14 protein-coding genes are annotated in these 18,513 nt (G+C 35.9%); 10 read left to right on the top strand and 4 right to left on the bottom strand.

Going from position 1 to position 18,513, the window contains the following annotated elements; translation table 11 throughout:
• Nucleotide 1: 1 nt before the first annotated feature.
• Both RBU59_RS11125 and RBU59_RS11120 read left to right on the top strand, forming a co-directional pair.
• Nucleotides 2-826 (top strand): carbohydrate ABC transporter permease, encoded by an 825-nt coding sequence (locus tag RBU59_RS11125; protein WP_308147940.1) that lies wholly within the window; start codon nt 2-4, stop codon nt 824-826.
• A gap of 128 nt (nt 827-954) precedes the next feature.
• Nucleotides 955-1,377 carry a hypothetical protein gene (locus RBU59_RS11120; protein WP_308147939.1) on the top strand — a complete coding sequence of 141 codons (423 nt, stop codon included), beginning with the start codon at nt 955-957 and terminating at the stop codon, nt 1,375-1,377.
• Between the two features lie 149 nt (nt 1,378-1,526).
• Here RBU59_RS11120 and mgrA read toward each other — a convergent pair whose 3' ends face one another.
• Nucleotides 1,527-2,516 (bottom strand): L-glyceraldehyde 3-phosphate reductase, encoded by a 990-nt coding sequence (gene mgrA, locus RBU59_RS11115; RefSeq protein ID WP_308147938.1) that lies wholly within the window; start codon nt 2,514-2,516, stop codon nt 1,527-1,529.
• 397 nt (nt 2,517-2,913) lie between these two features.
• Here mgrA and gltX point away from each other — a divergent pair, with 397 nt between their 5' ends.
• The 3 genes from gltX (at nt 2,914) to RBU59_RS11100 (ending at nt 7,237) form a co-directional block, all read left to right on the top strand.
• Nucleotides 2,914-4,374: a glutamate--tRNA ligase gene (gene gltX / locus RBU59_RS11110; protein WP_308147937.1), complete on the top strand. Its 1,461-nt coding sequence runs from the start codon at nt 2,914-2,916 to the stop codon at nt 4,372-4,374.
• Nucleotides 4,375-4,379: 5 nt separating this feature from the next.
• Nucleotides 4,380-6,374, top strand: a complete 1,995-nt coding sequence (locus tag RBU59_RS11105) for an ATP-dependent helicase (RefSeq protein WP_308147936.1) — start codon at nt 4,380-4,382, stop codon at nt 6,372-6,374.
• A gap of 236 nt (nt 6,375-6,610) precedes the next feature.
• Nucleotides 6,611-7,237 (top strand): nitroreductase family protein, encoded by a 627-nt coding sequence (locus tag RBU59_RS11100; RefSeq protein WP_308147935.1) that lies wholly within the window; start codon nt 6,611-6,613, stop codon nt 7,235-7,237.
• Between the two features lie 97 nt (nt 7,238-7,334).
• Here the strand turns inward: RBU59_RS11100 and RBU59_RS11095 are convergent, their stop codons facing one another.
• Nucleotides 7,335-7,712, bottom strand: coding sequence for a DUF1292 domain-containing protein (locus RBU59_RS11095; RefSeq protein ID WP_308147934.1), 378 nt, complete (start codon nt 7,710-7,712; stop codon nt 7,335-7,337).
• Between the two features lie 286 nt (nt 7,713-7,998).
• Here RBU59_RS11095 and RBU59_RS11090 point away from each other — a divergent pair, with 286 nt between their 5' ends.
• Entirely contained in the window at nt 7,999-8,625 is a 627-nt protein-coding gene (locus RBU59_RS11090; RefSeq protein ID WP_308147933.1) for a hypothetical protein, read from the top strand.
• Between the two features lie 133 nt (nt 8,626-8,758).
• The gene (locus RBU59_RS11085) at nt 8,759-11,158 is read left to right on the top strand and encodes an ATP-dependent DNA helicase (protein ID WP_308147932.1); all 2,400 of its coding nucleotides are present in this window, start codon (nt 8,759-8,761) and stop codon (nt 11,156-11,158) included.
• A 29-nt stretch (nt 11,159-11,187) separates the two neighbouring features.
• On the opposite strand, the gene RBU59_RS11080 is transcribed toward RBU59_RS11085, so the two are convergent.
• Nucleotides 11,188-12,066 (bottom strand): VanZ family protein, encoded by an 879-nt coding sequence (locus RBU59_RS11080; protein WP_308147931.1) that lies wholly within the window; start codon nt 12,064-12,066, stop codon nt 11,188-11,190.
• 69 nt (nt 12,067-12,135) lie between these two features.
• Nucleotides 12,136-13,062, bottom strand: coding sequence for a diacylglycerol/lipid kinase family protein (locus tag RBU59_RS11075; RefSeq protein WP_308147930.1), 927 nt, complete (start codon nt 13,060-13,062; stop codon nt 12,136-12,138).
• Between the two features lie 231 nt (nt 13,063-13,293).
• On the opposite strand from RBU59_RS11075, the gene RBU59_RS11070 reads away from it, so the two are divergent.
• From RBU59_RS11070 to RBU59_RS11060, 3 genes are all read left to right on the top strand, one after another.
• The gene (locus RBU59_RS11070; RefSeq protein ID WP_308147929.1) at nt 13,294-13,974 is read left to right on the top strand and encodes a LiaF transmembrane domain-containing protein; all 681 of its coding nucleotides are present in this window, start codon (nt 13,294-13,296) and stop codon (nt 13,972-13,974) included.
• Nucleotides 13,971-14,807: a DUF4097 family beta strand repeat-containing protein gene (locus RBU59_RS11065; RefSeq protein WP_308147928.1), complete on the top strand. Its 837-nt coding sequence runs from the start codon at nt 13,971-13,973 to the stop codon at nt 14,805-14,807. The genes RBU59_RS11070 and RBU59_RS11065 overlap by 4 nt, the downstream gene beginning before the upstream one ends.
• A gap of 708 nt (nt 14,808-15,515) precedes the next feature.
• Nucleotides 15,516-18,464, top strand: a complete 2,949-nt coding sequence (locus RBU59_RS11060) for an insulinase family protein (protein ID WP_308147927.1) — start codon at nt 15,516-15,518, stop codon at nt 18,462-18,464.
• Nucleotides 18,465-18,513 lie beyond the last annotated feature (49 nt).

Raw genomic sequence — 18,513 nt, 5'->3', positions numbered from 1 at the left:
TTTGAAAAGAAAGAGATCGGATAAAACAATTCCTTACCTCATACTGATAATTTTATCTATTGTATTTATGTTACCTTTAATGTGGGTTATAATTGCTTCCTTTGATGCGGATGCAGCACAGTCTTTAAAAATACCATTATCCTGGACAATCGGAAATTATAGGAAAGTACTATTGGAACACGCTAATTTAAGAGGATTTGCGATCGGTCTTGTTATTTCATTCGTTCAATCTATATGTGTAGTAATCATAGCGGGTCTTGCTGCATACCCTTTATCCAGATACGAACTGCGTTACCGTAAAATGTTTCTATATACAATACTATTTATGACGTCTTTACCAATGACAACAGTTATGGTCCCAGTATTTAAACTTTTTTTATCTATTGGATTATATGACAGTATTATAGGAGTTATTTTATTTTTAACGGCAACCTCCTTACCTTATGGCATTTGGCTAATGAAAAATTTTATGGACGGAGTACCAATTGAGTTGGAGGAGGCCGCTAAAGTAGATGGGGCATCTACCATTACCAGTATCAGAAAGGTAATAGCACCGTTAATGCTTCCTGGTATTTGTGTTACAGCAATATTTACATTCTCCGGCAGCTGGGGTAATTTCTTTGTTCCTTATATTTTATTGCAAACTCTGGAAAAATTTCCTGCATCTGTAAAACTTTATCAATTCTTCGGAAATTATGGAATGATTGCATATGGCGAACTTGCTGCTTATTCAGCTCTTTATGCGCTTCCTTCCATTATTCTATACATTTTATCGCAGAATTATATGTCAAAAGGCTTTAATATGGCTGGAGCCTCAAAAGGTTAAAATCTCATATAGCAAGGTCTTTTATATTGTTTCATAATATTTTTATTTGGATTTTTTTTCGAATGTGTTATAATGGATAGGATGGTTTATCAGAGGGAATAAGTACAGATAAGAAAGGAAGATAACAAATGGTTTGTAAAGCTTGTGGAAGAAATACAGCGAATGAAAATGCGAACTACTGTGAATATTGCGGAACCTCTTTTCGTGAAAATATACCAATCCGTCAGGAGGATTATTCAATAGGAAAAGATAAAAGTATGGAAATAGAAAGTACAGGAAATGAAAAACCAATTTCATTCGGTAACTGGATGGGAACCATGCTGTTACCTTTCATTCCTATTGTAGGAATTTTTATTTATCTAGTGATGATGTTTGTATGGGCTTTTGGAAGTGATACACCGAAAAGCAAAAAAAATTGGGCTAGAGCAAGCCTTATTATATCCGTAATTGCAATCATTTTATTTGTATTTATGCTTACATCAACTATGATGGATATTATGAACAGCGGTCTTAGTATTGAAGAATATATGAATCAATTGTATAAATTATAAGACAACAGGCAATTTAGCAATAAAATTGTTGAAAAGTGTAGTTTTTATACAGAAATAGACATAAACAAAGTGGCTGAAAAACAATTACATGGTACCTGAAGACAGGATTTGTGTACCATTTAGTTGTTTTTCAGCCACTTTGTTTGCACTTAACCTAAGATTGTTTCGATTGCATCTAATTCTTGTTGTGTAAAATCAAGATTTTTTAAAGTTTCGACATTTTCTATTATTTGAGAAGATTTGCTTGCACCGATTAATGCAGTAGTTATTCTGCCTTTTCTGAGTACCCAGGCAAGAGCCAGTTGTGCCATACTCTGTCCGCGTTCTTTAGCCAGGATATCCAGTTTTCTTACTTTCTCTACTTTCTCTTCCGTAACAGAATCTGTATTTAAAAATCTACTCCTGGGGTCTGCAGCTCTGGAATCGGCAGGAATACCCTGTAGATATCTATCGGTTAAAAGTCCCTGAGCTAACGGACAGAAAGCGATACTGCCGACACCGTTTTCTTCCAATACGGTAAGGAGGTCATCTTCGACCCAACGGTTAAACATACTGTAGTTTGGCTGATGTATTAAAAGAGGAGTGCCTAATTCTTTTAGAATTTCAGCTGCTCTGGCAGTATCTTTCGCATTGTAGTTAGAGATGCCAACATATAAAGCTTTGCCGGAACGGACGATATGATCAAGAGCTCCCATAGTTTCTTCCAAAGGTGTTTCCGGATCCGGTCTGTGATGATAGAAGATATCAACATAATCAAGACCAAGTCGTTTAAGGCTCTGATCCAGACTGGATACAAGGTATTTTCGGCTGCCCCAATCTCCATAAGGTCCCGGCCACATGTCATAACCGGCTTTTGTAGATATAATTAATTCATCCCGGTAGGGTTTTAATTCCTTCTTAAGAATCTTACCGAAGTTTTCTTCTGCTGAACCTGGTTTCGGACCATAATTATTAGCAATATCAAAATGTGTAATACCATAATCAAAGGCAGTGGTTACCAGATCCACCATATTTTCATAATTATTAACTGACCCAAAGTTATGCCATAAACCGAGAGAAAAAGCAGGCAGCTTCAGGCCGCTTTTACCGCAGCGGTTATATTGCATAATATCATAACGTTTCTCATTTGCCTGATACATATTCTTAAACACCTCTTTCTATTTGTTGAATTTTGGTAGTAAATGGCTTTGAAGTACCCGTCTTTCTAGATAATTAGACGAATATTGAATTTTAAGTTTTCAAAGTAATAAATTAATATTATTATCTATTGGTATAAAAAACAAGGGACAAAACCCATCAATGTATGTAGTTTCTTATAGAATTAATGCCGGTCTTTGATAAACTCGGAAAAATTAACTAAATTCAAATAGTTATAACTTTTGCCTGTTTGGTTAGACTTGACAGAACCTGGTACATGGATTATATTATAACCTATATAAACCTGATATTTGCTATATAATTTTTATAAACAAATCAGGTAAAATAGTGAAAGATACAATAGATAGAAAATAGATTATAGTAGGAGCAGGGATAAACATGAACAGAATAAGAACCAGATATGCACCGAGTCCAACCGGCAGAATGCACGTAGGAAACTTAAGAACAGCATTATATGAATACCTGATTGCAAAACATGAGGGTGGAGATTTTCTTCTTAGAATAGAAGATACCGACCAGGAAAGATTCGTAGAGGGTGCGACTGAAATCATATATAAAACTTTGAAATTAACCGGTTTGATTCATGATGAAGGACCTGACAAAGACGGCGGATGCGGACCATATGTACAAAGTGAACGTCAGGCTACCGGAATCTATATGGAATATGCAAAACAATTAATAAAAAAAGGGGAAGCTTATTACTGTTTCTGTACGAAAGAAAGATTAGGGACCCTTAAGAGTGTTGTATCGGAAGAAGATAAAGAGATTGTAAAATATGATAAACATTGTTTACATTTATCCAAAGAAGAAATCGAAGCAAACCTCACAGCAGGGATTCCTTATGTTATCCGGCAGAATATCCCGTTGGAGGGCACCACTACTTTTCATGATGCCATATACGGTGATATTACGGTTGACAATGCAGAATTAGACGACATGATTTTAATTAAATCCGATGGATACCCCACCTACAATTTTGCCAATGTAGTAGATGACCATTTAATGTCTATTACCCATGTTGTCCGAGGTAACGAATATCTTTCTTCATCACCGAAATATACCAGACTTTATCATGCATTTGGCTGGGAAGAACCAATCTATGTACATTGTCCGTTAATTACCAATGAAGAGCATAAGAAATTGTCCAAACGAAGCGGACATTCCTCTTTTGAAGATTTATTGGAACAAGGTTTTGTTACAGAGGCAATTGTTAATTTTATTGCATTGCTTGGCTGGAGTTCCGGTACGAATGAAGAGATTTTTTCCTTAGAGGAATTAATAAAAGAATTTGACTACCACCATATTAATAAATCCCCTGCGGTTTTCGATATGGCAAAACTTAGATGGATGAACAGTGAATATATTAAAAAGATGGACAATGAGGCTTATTATGAGCTTGCGATTCCTTATATCCGTGAAGTAATCCATAAAGATCTGGATTTAAAGAAAATCGCGGATTTAGTAAAATCAAGAATTGAAACCTTCTTAGATATAAAAGATATGATAGATTTCTTTGAGGCCATACCGGAATATGATACTTCTATGTATACTCATAAGAAAATGAAAACCGACGAAGAAATTTCTTTAAATATCCTTAAAGAACAATTACCTTTATTAGAGGCACTCGATGATTATTCCGTAGCCGGAATTGAAGAAGTAATTATGGGATATATCAAAGAAAAAGGGATTAAAAACGGTATGGGCTTATGGCCGGTCAGAACTGCGGTTTCCGGTAAACAGTCCACACCCGGAGGCGCTTACGAAATCATGAATATCATTGGCAAAGAGGAAAGTATCCGTCGTATTAAGCTTGCAATTGATAAATTAAGCAGCAGGTAATGCCTATGGATATCAATCAGTCACAATTAACAGCAATTCATCATAACAAAGGGCCCATGCTGGTATTAGCTGGGCCCGGTTCCGGTAAAACTCTGGTAATTACCAGAAGAACAGAATATCTGATCAGTGAGTGTGGGGTTAACCCCCAGAATATTCTGGTAATTACTTTTACCAAAGCAGCAGCAGAGGAAATGAAAGAGCGGTTTATCCGTTTAACGGGAGGGAAGGGACAAGGTGTTAACTTTGGAACTTTTCATGCCGTATTCTTTACCATATTAAAATATGCTTATCATTATAGTGCTGCCAACATTATTAGAGAAGATCAGAAAAATCAGTTCTTCCGGGAAATAATTGAACATCTGGATATGGAAATCGAAGATGAAAAAGAATTTATATTAAATATAACCTCCGAAATCAGCCTGATCAAAGGCGAGAGGATGGATTTAGAGCACTATTATTCCATAAACTGTTCTGAAGAAATATTCAAGAAAATCTATAAGTCTTATGAAAACAGGCTCCGTAAAGCAAATTTAATTGATTTTGATGACATGTTGGTTTTATGTTATGAACTATTTAGGGAGCGGGCAGATATTCTGGCAATCTGGCAGAAAAAGTTTCAATATATCTTAATAGACGAATTCCAAGATATTAATAAGGTACAATATGATATTATAAGACTTTTGGCATTACCGGAAAATAATCTATTTATCGTTGGTGATGACGATCAGTCTATCTACCGTTTTCGTGGTGCAAAACCCGAGATTATGCTGAATTTTAATAAAGATTATCCGGAAGGGAAACAGGTCCAGCTAGATGTGAATTACCGGTCTACTGAAAAAATCGTGGAATGCGCAGCCAGACTTGTTAAGAATAATACAAAACGGTTCCCTAAAAATATTCAAGCCAATAGACAGGGCGGACAGGAAGTTATAATGAAATCTTTTAAAGAATTAAAAGAACAAAACAGCCTGGTAGTTGCCAATATTCTGCAATATTATAAGATGGGTATTCCTTTTTCTGATATGGCGGTCTTGTTTCGTACCAATACCCAGCCCAGAGCTTTAATTGATAAATTAATGGAATTTAATGTGCCTTTTCAAATGAGAGATATAATACCCAATCTATATGACCACTGGATATCGGTTAATATCATTACTTATATGAAATTAGCTATGGGTTATCGGGACAGGTCATATTTTTTACAAATAGCAAACCGGCCGAAGCGTTATATAAGCCGGGAATGCTTTGCGGAACCTAAGGTGGACTTTATAAAGTTACGGGAATATTACGGGGATAAGGAATGGATGTTAGACCGGATTGATAAATTGGAATATGATTTGGAATTTCTAAAGAACAAAAGTCCTTATGCAGCCATTAATTATATACGAAAAGGTATCGGATATGAGGACTACCTGACTGAATATGCAGCATTTCGCAGAATCAAAGCAGAAGAATTAATGGATACTTTAAATGAATTGCAGGAATCCACCAGGGAATTTAAGACATATGAAGAGTGGTTTCGCCACATAGAAGAGTATCAGGAGGAATTAAAAAAACAGGTCCAGAGCCAGAAGCAGGATAAAAATAGTGTTGCTCTGGTTACCATGCATGGCTCAAAAGGGTTGGAATATAAAGTGGTCTTTATTGTAGATGCCAATGAGGGTATTACACCCCACCGAAAGGCGGTGCTGGAAGCGGATATGGAAGAAGAGAGAAGACTATTTTATGTGGCAGTCACCAGAGCCAAGGAATACCTGCATATCTACTCTGTAAAGGAAAGATACAATAAAGAATTATCCTGTTCCAGATTTGTCGGAGAGATGTTATTGGACCGGGAAGCCTTAAAAGCCGGAACTAAAATTGAACACAAATCCTATGGTGCAGGTACGATAAAGTCCAATGCCCAGGGAAAACTTATCATTTATTTTGATGAACTAAAAAAAGAACGTACCCTGGATTTAGAATATTGCATCCAGAATAAACTTCTGACTTTAAAATAATAAAGGGGACTTTTGAGTATTGATGGTTTATTACTTACATTAAAGTTAAAGAATTCTAATAAATATTTACCACTTATTGCCAAAATAGAACATATGTGCTATAATTATAAACGGTTAAGCATATCAGGAATAAGGAATAATATAGGTGATTGCAAAACTAGTTTATGGTATATTCAGAAGACTATATAGCTTTGCAATTGCCTAAAGGAATATTTTATGTGATAAGGGAGAAAATTATGGACTTTTATGAAGTGGTGGATAACAGAAGGACGGTCAGGGATTTTAAAGCAGAACCGGTAGATATGAAAGTAATAAAAAGAATTTTGGAAGCAGGGCTAAAGGCTCCGACCAATGACCATTTACGGAATTGGGAATTTGTTGTGATAAATGATAAAACCGAAATAGAAAAGGTACTAAAGAAAATACCTAAAAAGGTTTCCGAGAAACGATTGGATTTCATTATGAACTCTATGAGGCTAAAGGATGAGTGTCAGCAGAAGATGTATTATGATGCAATACCAAAGCAGTTTTCCATGTTACGTGACGGAGGATGTCTGGTGTTGCCATTTTTTAAACAGAAATCCCCGCTTCTAGCACCCAAAACCTTAAGTTCACTTAATGGATTTGCTTCAATATGGTGCTGTATTGAGAATATTTTTTTAGCAGCCGCAGCAGAAGGACTGGCTTGTGCTATGCGAATTCCCATGGCAGCAGAACTTGAATATCTGGGAGAAATTATTGGCAATCCGAAAGATTATTTTATGCCCTGTTTTTTGTCCATCGGATATCCGTCTGAGGAAACCGTTACGATAGAACAGAAACAAGTTAACATTGAAGAAAAGATACATATAAACCAGTGGTGATTGCTGATCGGGAACAAGGTTATACTGTCTTATAACAGAAAAACCACCAGTTCACACTGGTGGTCCCGATTAAATATATTCGCCTGATTAACGAATATTAATTTTCATCATCTTCGTCTTCGTCATCTTCATCAAACATATCATCAAATTCTTCACTGTCCATTAATTCGTCAAAAGCATCGGATACAGCTTCAAATTCATCATCATCTTCAATATTGAGTAATTCAATTTCATCATTTTCATGTTCAATGAACTGATATAAGAAAATTTCTCCGTCTTCTTCATCTTCTCTTTCAGCAGGAACAAGTGCAATATAATCTTTCTCTCCAACTGGAAAGATACATAAAACTTCACATTCTAAATCTGTACCATCATCCAGTGTTAAAGTTACATTCATATGATCATGATCATGTTCGTGGTCATGTCCGCAACCGCAACCATCACCACAGCCGCAATCGTGTTCGTGTTCGCTCATTGTAATATACCTCTCTTTCAGTAAGCCTATGAATAGGATTCCTATACCGGCAAATAATATTATGGCAATAAAATGGTGATTCCATTCTATCGTTTCATACAATTTGACTTTAACAGATAAACAGCTAAATTGCAAGGTAAATCTATCCATAAAAATAAATTTATTTTTAGTAAAAATATATTGACTTTATATAAAAATAGAATAAAATATACAATAGATTTGTCAAGAAAATCATGTGTTTATGGCTATTCATTTTGTATTTAATAGTAAGAGAGGAGAACATTCAGTGGCTACAACCAATGCTAATGATAGCAGACCAAGAGATAATCGTGGCAATGCCAGATTAAACGATAACCACAGGCCAGGAACTAGTCGTGAAACCGGAAATAATGGAATTACCGGACAAGGAAACAGAGACAACAAACCTTTTAATCGAGAGAATAAACCCTATAATCGAGAAAATAAACCCTATAATAGGGAAAATAAACCTTATAATAAAGACTCTAAACCCTACGGCGGGAAAGATTTAAAAGAAACTAAGTCAACGGGTAACTATAGTAGAAATAAGGATCTTAAGGGCAGCGGTTATAATAAGGATAAGGATTATGACAGCGACAATAAGTATGGCAAAGGCTATAGCGGCGGAAAAGACCAACGAATGGGTGACTCCAGAAACAAAAGTTCACAAAATAAAGAGAAAGAACAACAGCCGGACAAATTAGAAACAATTAAACGTCTTGAAAGAGAAAAGAAAGCAATACAGAAGAAAAGCCAGGAAATTAGTAATAAAAAATCGGAACGACCGAACAAACCTCAATTAAAGCAAAGAAGAACAAATAATATTGACTGGACGAAAGGTTACGCTAATGGCCGTTACGGTGACGATGATGAAGATTATACGGAATTTATCTAAGCTGAATCATTCATAATAAACATAAAAACAGGCATCTGAAATGGAAAACATGGAAGGTGCCTTATTTTACTTATCAGGATCAAAATTATTGTTTATAAAATAATTGATTAAAATTAATTTAGGGGAAAAATATATGGAAAAGGGTACCGGAGATAAAATAAAAATATCCGTAAGAAATCTGGTTGAGTTTATTCTGCGTTCCGGTGATCTGGATAATCGGACAGGCGGGAGAAAGGATACAGATGCAATGCAGGAAGGAAGCAGAATCCATCGTAAAATACAAAAGCAGATGGGTTCTGAGTATAGTGCGGAATTTCCATTAAGTATTATCGTACCGATTACCTGTGAGGAGATAACTTTTGATCTATGTGTAGAGGGGAGAGCCGATGGTATTATCAGCAGACCGGAGGAGAATCCTGCTATTGTAATTGACGAGATAAAGGGTGTATATATGGAATTGAGCCATCTGGAAAAACCGGTACCGGTACACCGGGCACAGGCTATGTGTTATGCCTATATTTATGCGGGGATATATGATCATAAAGAGATAGGTATCCGGCTGACTTACTGTAACCTGGAATCGGAAAGTCTCAAGTATTTTCATGAAACTTTTACTTATGAGCAGCTGAATAGCTGGTTTATGAATCTGGTAGAGGAATATGGCAAATGGGCAGCCTGGCAGATTCGCTGGAACAGTATACGGAACAGCAGCATAAAAGCTTTAGAGTTTCCTTTTCCATACAGGTTTGGCCAAAAAGAACTTGTTACAAACGTGTATAAGACTATAATTCGGGATAAAAGGCTGTTTATTGAAGCACCTACCGGTGTGGGTAAGACCATATCAACTATATTTCCCACTATAAAAGCTATGGGAGAGGAGTTGGTGAGTAAGATATTTTACCTGACTGCAAAAACGATTACGAGAACGGTAGCGGAAGAAACTTTTCAGAAATTTAAAGAAAGCGGTCTTCTCAGTAAATCAGTAACCATAACGGCAAAAGATAAAATCTGTATCCTGGATAAATCAAACTGTAATCCGGTTTCCTGTGAAAGAGCAAAAGGTCATTACGACAGAGTAAACGATGCTGTCTACGATTTATTAATCAATGAAAATGATATTTCCAGGGATTTAATCTTAAACTATGCGGAAAAGCATAAAGTCTGCCCGTTCGAGATGTGCCTGGATGTAACCAATTGGGCGGATGTTATTATATGCGATTATAATTACGTTTTCGATCCCAATGTTTATCTCAGACGGTTTTTCCTTGGTGAGAAGAAAAATGATTATGTATTTTTAATCGATGAATCGCATAATCTGGTAGATCGCGCCAGAGAGATGTACAGTGCCGTATTATATAAAAATCAATTCTTATCGGTAAAGAAAATAGTTAAACTCATTGAAACCAATAATCATGTACCCAAACCTTATAATGGTCCCAAATTAGAAAAACGGCTGGAAGTTTGCAACAGTGACTTGCTTAAGCTGAAAAGAAGCTGTGATAATTGCAGCGTTATCAATGATATAACTGATTTTGTGCTTCATCTGATGAGGCTTATGACGGAATATGAAGAATATTTAACGGAATTCCCGGATTCGGAGGGAAGAGACGAAATAGTTGGTTTGTTTATGGATATCCGTCATTTTCTAAGTATTTATGAAATATACAGTGATAAATATATAACCTATACAGACTATGACGAGCAGGGTGAATTCCGAATAAAATTATTATGTATGGACCCATCGGATAATCTGAAAGCATGCCTTGAGAAAGGAAAGAGTGCGGTCTTTTTTTCTGCTACCCTGTTACCGATTCAGTATTATAAAGAGCAATTGGGGGGAAGAGAAGAGGATTATGCAGTTTACGCACCATCTCCGTTTCCCTCAGAGAATCGGCTGCTGATGATAGGCAGTGATGTAAGTACAAAATATAGCAGACGTAATAAGGAGGAATACGAAAAGATAGTGGAATACCTTATAGCTTTTACCGGTGCCAGGAAAGGAAACTATATGGTTTTCTTTCCATCCTATCAGATGTTAAATCAAGTTGCCGAACTTGCAGAGGGAAAGCTAGAGGGTATGGTAATACAAACAAATAATATGACAGAAATCGAGAAAGAGGAATTTTTACAGAACTTTACCCTGGATCCGGATAAAAGCAGAATTGGTTTTTGCGTAATGGGTGGGATTTTCAGTGAGGGGATTGATTTGAAAAATGACCGATTGATCGGTGCGGTTATTGTAGGCACCGGCCTTCCCATGGTAGGAAATGAGAGAGAACTGTTCCGTAAGTTCTACGATAATAGGAATGGAAGAGGTTTTGATTATGCTTATTTATATCAGGGGATGAATAAAGTGTTGCAATCTGCCGGAAGAGTCATAAGAACCTTGGAGGACAAAGGTGCTATCCTTCTTTTGGACGAACGGTTCCGACAGAATCAATATACAGATTTATTCCCCAGAGAATGGTATCCCAATATACCGGTTAACACGAATAGAATGGAGACGGAACTTAAGAATTTTTGGAATTCTTAATCTGCCTGGTAGAAGTTCATTTTGCTGATCTAAAAATGAATAGAACTTCCATAAAAGGAATATCGAGTCCGTTTATACAGAAAATCTTCATCAGTAATTGTACGGTAGACCGAATTTACGATATGATAAAGGATTGCACCCATAAAACCTCCCAATAAACCTAAAAGGACATCGTCTACATCACATTTACCAAGTAGAAAAACCAATTGTAAAATTTCTATGACCAGAGGCAGAAATAAAAGAGCAAAGAATCGAAAGATACGGTTCTGGTAACGAAACATCAGAGTCGAGTAAAATCCGTAAGGAATAAATAGTGCGATACACAAAGCTAAATACCTTATTAACTCTGCCAGTGTAAAATATCCGGAGATATAGTGTTCAATTAAGGTAGCTAACGATAAAAATGGAACATAATTAATGGAATTTATATCAGTAAAATAAGAAACAAAGGAATTATTTCTTAAAAATAGAAAAACTATAAGAATAGCCAAGTAAAAAATAATAAAAACAATACTGGTATTTCGATAAAAAACATTAAAATCTGAGTACTTAAGTGAATGATCAGCCAAGTTGCGTATCATACTGTATAAAAGAGGAATAAACCAGTCAATTGCTATAAACAAAAATAAAACCGGATGATAAGTCAGGATTGTCTCTTTACTTCCCACAAAAGAAAGCAGTATGATAATAGTGCATAGAAAAATATTCAGTAAAGAATAGCTAAAGCAAAACTCATAATTTAATGTCTGTTCTAAAGTTATATGGCAGAACAGGAAGCAAATGATTGCAGCTATACCAAAACCTAAGTAATTTGAATCCAGAAGGTAATAACCAGCAAACTGGACCAGTACGGTTGCAATACTAAATAAAATAATAAGTGTAGCATTATTAACGGAACCCCTTTTCATATAAACCCCTTCTTTCTCTTGTAAATTATCTAAAATCGGTTTTGGCAATAGCGTCTTTTGCGGGACTATTTATACAATAATCCTAAGTTGATTCGGAATACAGGATGCAGTAAGCTTTGTAAAAGTACCAGGGCATTCCCCGTCAATATGCACCCAGGATTGTTTGTCTATCCCGATAGTAAGGGAACTGCAATTAAATGTTAGCACACCTTTAAAATGAATGTGTTTACCAAATAATAAAAAAGGCAATACAGTCAAAACTCTTAGCCTGGAAGCACCAAAAACGATACATACAGATAACTGTCCATCATATGGATCAGCTGCCGGAGCTATCTGCATTCCGCCACCCTCATATTTATGAATCATACTTGTTATTAAAAGGATCTTCTTAAAGACCTGAGGTTTACCACCGTCTATAGTAACTGTCCCATTCATAAACCTGCAGGATATTAATTGTTTCAAACAGATAAGGATATAAGTCAGTTTACCTAATCCATATCGGTTTAAGAATAACTTTAAGCCGGAATGGAAAGTTTCTTCACAAATAGCAGCATCGAACCCGATACCGGAACTTACCGCAAATAATCGGCTGTAATTGGTATCGGTACTGTTAATTAACCCCATATCTACGTATTGAAAACGGGATGGAGACAGGATACTCTCAAGGCTTTTAATCGGATCTTTCGGCAGTTTTAAACTTCTTGCCAGATCATTACTGGACCCGGATGGAATATAACCCAAAAGTACATCATGAAAATCAGTAATACCGTTAATTACTTCATTAATCGTCCCATCCCCTCCAAGGACTATAATATTTTTAATACCGGAATAAGTATTGCAGATTTCCTTTGCCAATTCGGTCGCATGGTTTGGATATCTGGTAATATGGAAAGTATATGATACTTCTTCTTTTTTATCTAATTCCTCCTTTACCAAATGCCATATTTTGATTCCTCTTTCTGAGCGGGATTTCGGATTAATGATAAAGTGATACATAAAGCACTCCTGTCTAATAATTCCATTTCTGTATATCTATGTAAATATTATATGATAATCAATTTAAAGTCAAGGAGGATGATAAGAAAGCAACCTCCCTATATTACTTTAATCATCATAAAGTTATGACAATATACAGGATGTCCTTATGACAAATGTAACTTGTTAATAATACGGTCATAAAGTATCATTAAATCATCAAATCAAATAAAAGTTTTTGGGAGGTTTATTATGAGAATAAAAACATCAAATATGTTATGGGGGCTTTTCTTCATATTAATCGGAGTTGGCTTTGCAGGAAATGCATTTAATTTGTGGAATTTTGAACTGTTCTTCCGTGGGTGGTGGACATTATTTATAATCATCCCCTGTGCCATCAGTTTAATTCAGAATGGCTTCCGCGTAAGTAATCTGGCAGGTTTAATTATTGGTATCATGTTGTTAATGTCCAGTCAGGGTATCGTTGACGGTAACGTTATGGGCAAATTAATTGTACCTTTTATATTTGTATTGATAGGATTAAGTATGATATTTAAAAATCTGTACCATGGTGACAGAAACTTTCGTATTGATGTTAAATACCAGGGCGGTGCTATGGAACATTCTGCCATCTTCTCCGGAAACAGATATCAGGTAACAGGAGAAAAATTCCTGGGTACCACCATTAATGCTATCTTTGGTGGTGTTGATTTAGATCTTAGAAATGCAATTATTGACGAAGATATTGTAATTAATGCAACAGCAGTTTTTGGTGGTATTGATATTTTGGTGCCTGCCAATGTTAAAGTAAAGGTATCCAATGTCCCTATTTTCGGCGGTGTTGATAATAAAGCCGGAACATCACAGGACCCTAACGCACCGACCATATTTTTGAATTCTACATGTATGTTTGGGGGGATTGATGTAAAATGAGTGAATTTCAAAAAGTAATTAAATATTGTGCAATTGCATTTGCGGCTTTTCTTGCATTTACCATTATTACAGGGATTGTAACAGCTGTTTTTTCCATAACAGGAGTTTTATCCAATACATCAAACAGGAATTTAATTGATATTAACAAAAGTTTTGAAAATGTAAAAAGTTTGTCCGTAGATCATGGCATCGGTAATCTGAATATAGAAAGCGGATCCGGTAATAATGTAGAAGTGAATGCCAGTAATGTAACCGACGATTTTGTTGTAGAAAAAAGTTTCAGCGGGGAATTGCGGGTTAAGAGTAAGTTTAATTTCTGGAATTTTATCGGAGGAAATAATGGTGTCAATGATAAATCTAAAATAACGATTTATATTCCGGAAGGATTTACTTTCGACCGGGTAAAACTGGATGCAGGTGCAGGGAATATTGATATAGATTCTGTGCAGACAGAAAAGCTTGATATTAATGCTGGTGCAGGCAATATCGAAGGAAGCAAAATTATCGCCGAACAGGTTAAATTAGATGGCGGAGTCGGAGAAATTAATTTTAATGAGGTTAAATTTACAGATTCCGATATTGACAGTGGTGTGGGAAATATAAAACTTCAAGGAGTTTTATACGGAAAAAATAAAATAGAGTGCGGAGTCGGTGGAGTAACTCTTGACCTGGATCAAAGTTCGGATGATTTTAGACTCAGTGTAGATAAAGGTCTGGGTTCTATCTATATCAACGGCGAGAAATACTCCGACCTTAAGTGGAACAATAGGACCGCTGATAATGTATTAGACGTGGATGGCGGTGTGGGAGATATTGATATTAATTTTCAATAAGACAGCATTCTCAATATGATACACTATAATTATTTATATATATTGATCCGAGCGTCAAAAGCAATTTAATTAATATACATCCACCAATTTGTACGTTGATCACTCTAGATTAGTTTGATGTTCAGTCTTGTTAAAATAGACGAACCATATTTATAAATTTGCTTTCCACACTCGAATCAGCAAGAGTTTCTTCAATTGGCATAAATCAATGCCTTGAGGAAACTTTTTTCGTTTTATATGGGAAAGCAGGAACAGAAGTGACATTGCCGCCAGTTTGTAATTAGTCTCTTTATATTTAAAAACTGCAAGTATAAAAAAGCCCAGTTAAATAAAATTTTAATTTCAGCCTTTAGTTCGAATACTGTTTGCTATATATGGAAATAAATAATAGGAATACAGGTTAATCACCAGAGTTACTGTTCACTCTCCTGCAAAAGCAGTAGTTCCATGAACAATAACACGCTTTGCGATGCACACAAAAAACACGTCGCGCTGTTGCCTGTGAACAGTAACACACACCGGATACATTATAAAAACTGCAGTTATCTTTAACATGACAATTTTGCTATAATATGATATAATTACCAGATAGTTATTTGGAGTACGTAAAATTTACTTGAGATGACATAAAATAAGTCTTAGGCAGTCAGATAAGACTTTTATCCATAATATTATATGCAAATTAAACGAATTAAAGGAGGATATGATATGCCGAGAAATCTAAAAAGCAGTAAAGAGTTAGGCGGTCTTGCTGCTTACGAATTAATCAGTGAAGAAGAATTAAAAGATATTAACAGCTTAGGGTTATTATTAAGGCATAAAAAAACCGGTGCCAGAGTTGCAGTAGTAACCAATGACGATAATAATAAAGTATTTTCCATAGGATTTCGTACACCACCTTTTGACAGTACAGGTGTACCGCATATTATTGAGCATTCCGTATTATGCGGCTCCAGGGCATTTCCGGCCAAAGATCCTTTTATAGAATTAGCGAAAGGTTCGCTTAACACTTTTTTAAATGCCATTACCTACCCGGATAAAACTATATATCCGGTAGCCAGCTGTAATGACAAGGATTTTCAAAATCTGATGCATGTATATATGGATGCGGTTTTCTATCCTAATATATATAAGAAAGAAGAGATATTCAGGCAGGAAGGCTGGCATTTTGAATTAGAGGATGAAGAAGCAGAATTAAAATACAATGGCGTTGTATATAACGAAATGAAAGGTGCATTTTCTTCACCGGAACAGCAGTTATTCCGTACGATTCAGAATGCTTTATTTCCTGATACCTCTTATGGTGTGGAATCAGGTGGAGATCCGGATTTTATACCGGATTTAAGTTATGAGCAGTTTTTGGATTTTCACAGCAGGTATTATCATCCCTCCAATAGTTATATTTATCTGTATGGCGATATGGAGGTTTTGGAAAAACTTAATTGGCTGGATGAGGAATATTTAAAAGATTTCGGTGATGAACCGGTAGATTCGGAAATCAAATATCAGGTACCATTTAATGAAAGGAAAGAAATAGAAGCAGTTTATCCGTTAAGTGAAAATGAAGACTGCACATCCAATACCTATTTAAGTTATAATTTATCAATCGGAACTAGCCTTGACAGAGATTTATGTATGGCTTTCCAGATTCTTGAATATGTCCTTTTATCCGCTCCGGGGGCTCCCTTAAAACAGGCTTTATTGGATGCGGGAATTGGTAAAGATATTATCAGCAGTTTTGATGCGGATACCTATCAGCCTATTTTTACTATCATAGCAAAAAATGCGGAAGCAGAACAAAAAGAGCAGTTTGTGTCATTAATCCGTACGACTTTAGAGCAATTGGTGTTAAAAGGCCTGGATGAAAAGTCACTAAAAGCGGCTATTAATTACTATGAATTCAAATATAGGGAAGCAGACTTTGGGCAATTTCCAAAGGGACTGATGTATGGCCTGCAGATGCTTGCAAGCTGGCTGTATGATGATAATAAACCATTTATAAAACTTAATTCCAATAAAGTTTTTGAAGTTCTAAAATCCAAAATCGGCACTGATTATTATACGAAATTAATTACCGGATACCTTTTAAATAACAATCATGTAGCTTTGGTAACCTTAAAACCACAGGTCGGTCTTACTGCGCTTAAAGAAGAACAACTAAAAAATAAACTTGCAGAATATAAAGCAAAGCTTACCAAAGAAGAAATCAAAAAAATTGTGGACGACACTCACCGCCTGAAAGAATATCAGGATGAACCATCCTCCAGAGAAGACGTTGAGAAAATTCCGTTGCTTGGCCGTGAAGATATCGGCAGGACTCCACTTCCAATCAATAATGAAGAAAAAGAAATAGATGGTATACCGATTATTCATCATAATGTTTACACAAACGGAATTGCTTATCTGAAATTGTTATTTGATTTAGAGGATATTCCAAAAGCATTAATTCCTTATGTAGGCTTATTATCTACAGTACTCGGATATATTGATACGGAACATTACAGCTATCTGGAATTATCCAATGAGATTAATATACACACCGGCGGTATCAGCAGTGATGTAGCAGGCTTCGGCAAGAAGGGCAGCTCCAGTGAATACCTGCCTACGTTCCAGATCGATGTTAAAGTATTGTATGAAGAAATGGATAATGCTTTTGATCTATTAAAGGAAATTATCAGTTTTACTAAATTAAGTGATGAGAAACGTTTATTAGAAATAATTTCGGAAATTAAATCAAGACTGCAGATGCATCTGAATTCTTCCGGACATTCCGCAGCGGTGGACAGAGCAATGTCTTATTTCTCAGAGGCATCCAGATTTAGTGAGGAAACCAGAGGAATTGCATATTACAAATTCATTGAGAGTTTAGAAGCAGATTATAATAACCGGAAGAGTGAGCTAATAGATAAAATGAAACTCTTAATGAATTATATTTTCCGTAAAGAAAATCTCATAATCAGTTTTACTTCCAATGAGGAGGGTCTTCAAACCTTATCCGGTAAATTACTGCCTTTTGTAGAACAGTTAAAGACAGAACCGGTAGAAAAAGTAGCAGAACATTTTGATCTGCATTGCAGTAACGAAGGGTTTAAAACCTCAGGACAGGTACAATATGTAGCAAGAACCGGTAATTTCCTGGATGCAGGTTATAAATACACCGGAGCATTGGATGTATTAAAAGTAATAATGAGCTATGACTATTTATGGAATAATATCCGGGTTAAAGGCGGAGCTTATGGCTGCATGTGCGGATTTTCCAGTATCAGCGGCAATGGATACTTTACTTCTTACCGCGATCCTAATCTGAGAGAAACCAATGAAGTGTATGAGAAAGCGGTGGATTACATTCGTAATTTTACTGCGGATGAGAGAGATATGACGAAATATATTATTGGTACCATAAGCGGAATGGATACCCCCAGGACGCCAAGAACCCAGGGGAATGTATCCATGGGTGCTTATCTGTCCGGTACCACCCAGGAAGATATCCAGAAACAAAGAGATGAAATTCTTGGAGTAACCCAGGAAGATATCCAGAATTTAGCGGATACTGTAAAAGCAATCTTAAATTGCAGGAATCTCTGTGTTATAGGTAATGAAAAGAAGATAGAACAAAATAAAGATATGTTCTTAGAAGTTAAGACACTAATAAAATAATTGTAACTAAAGTGACAGCGCCTCCAGCGCAGAGTCTGGCAAGTCAATA

It is taken from the genome of Anaerocolumna sp. MB42-C2, from assembly GCF_030913705.1.
In the GTDB taxonomy this organism is placed as follows: domain Bacteria; phylum Bacillota; class Clostridia; order Lachnospirales; family Lachnospiraceae; genus Anaerocolumna.
This window is presented reverse-complemented; position numbering and strand designations above follow the sequence as displayed.

Coding starts and splice junctions, on each gene's coding strand:
- mgrA (WP_308147938.1), bottom strand. CDS start 2,516: ATGTATCAGGCAAATGAGAAACGTTATGATATTATGCAATATAACCGC.
- RBU59_RS11070 (WP_308147929.1), top strand. CDS start 13,294: ATGAGAATAAAAACATCAAATATGTTATGGGGGCTTTTCTTCATATTA.
- RBU59_RS11105 (WP_308147936.1), top strand. CDS start 4,380: ATGGATATCAATCAGTCACAATTAACAGCAATTCATCATAACAAAGGG.
- RBU59_RS11080 (WP_308147931.1), bottom strand. CDS start 12,066: ATGAAAAGGGGTTCCGTTAATAATGCTACACTTATTATTTTATTTAGT.
- RBU59_RS11085 (WP_308147932.1), top strand. CDS start 8,759: ATGGAAAAGGGTACCGGAGATAAAATAAAAATATCCGTAAGAAATCTG.
- RBU59_RS11060 (WP_308147927.1), top strand. CDS start 15,516: ATGCCGAGAAATCTAAAAAGCAGTAAAGAGTTAGGCGGTCTTGCTGCT.
- RBU59_RS11100 (WP_308147935.1), top strand. CDS start 6,611: ATGGACTTTTATGAAGTGGTGGATAACAGAAGGACGGTCAGGGATTTT.
- RBU59_RS11095 (WP_308147934.1), bottom strand. CDS start 7,712: ATGAGCGAACACGAACACGATTGCGGCTGTGGTGATGGTTGCGGTTGC.
- RBU59_RS11065 (WP_308147928.1), top strand. CDS start 13,971: ATGAGTGAATTTCAAAAAGTAATTAAATATTGTGCAATTGCATTTGCG.
- RBU59_RS11075 (WP_308147930.1), bottom strand. CDS start 13,062: ATGTATCACTTTATCATTAATCCGAAATCCCGCTCAGAAAGAGGAATC.
- RBU59_RS11120 (WP_308147939.1), top strand. CDS start 955: ATGGTTTGTAAAGCTTGTGGAAGAAATACAGCGAATGAAAATGCGAAC.
- gltX (WP_308147937.1), top strand. CDS start 2,914: ATGAACAGAATAAGAACCAGATATGCACCGAGTCCAACCGGCAGAATG.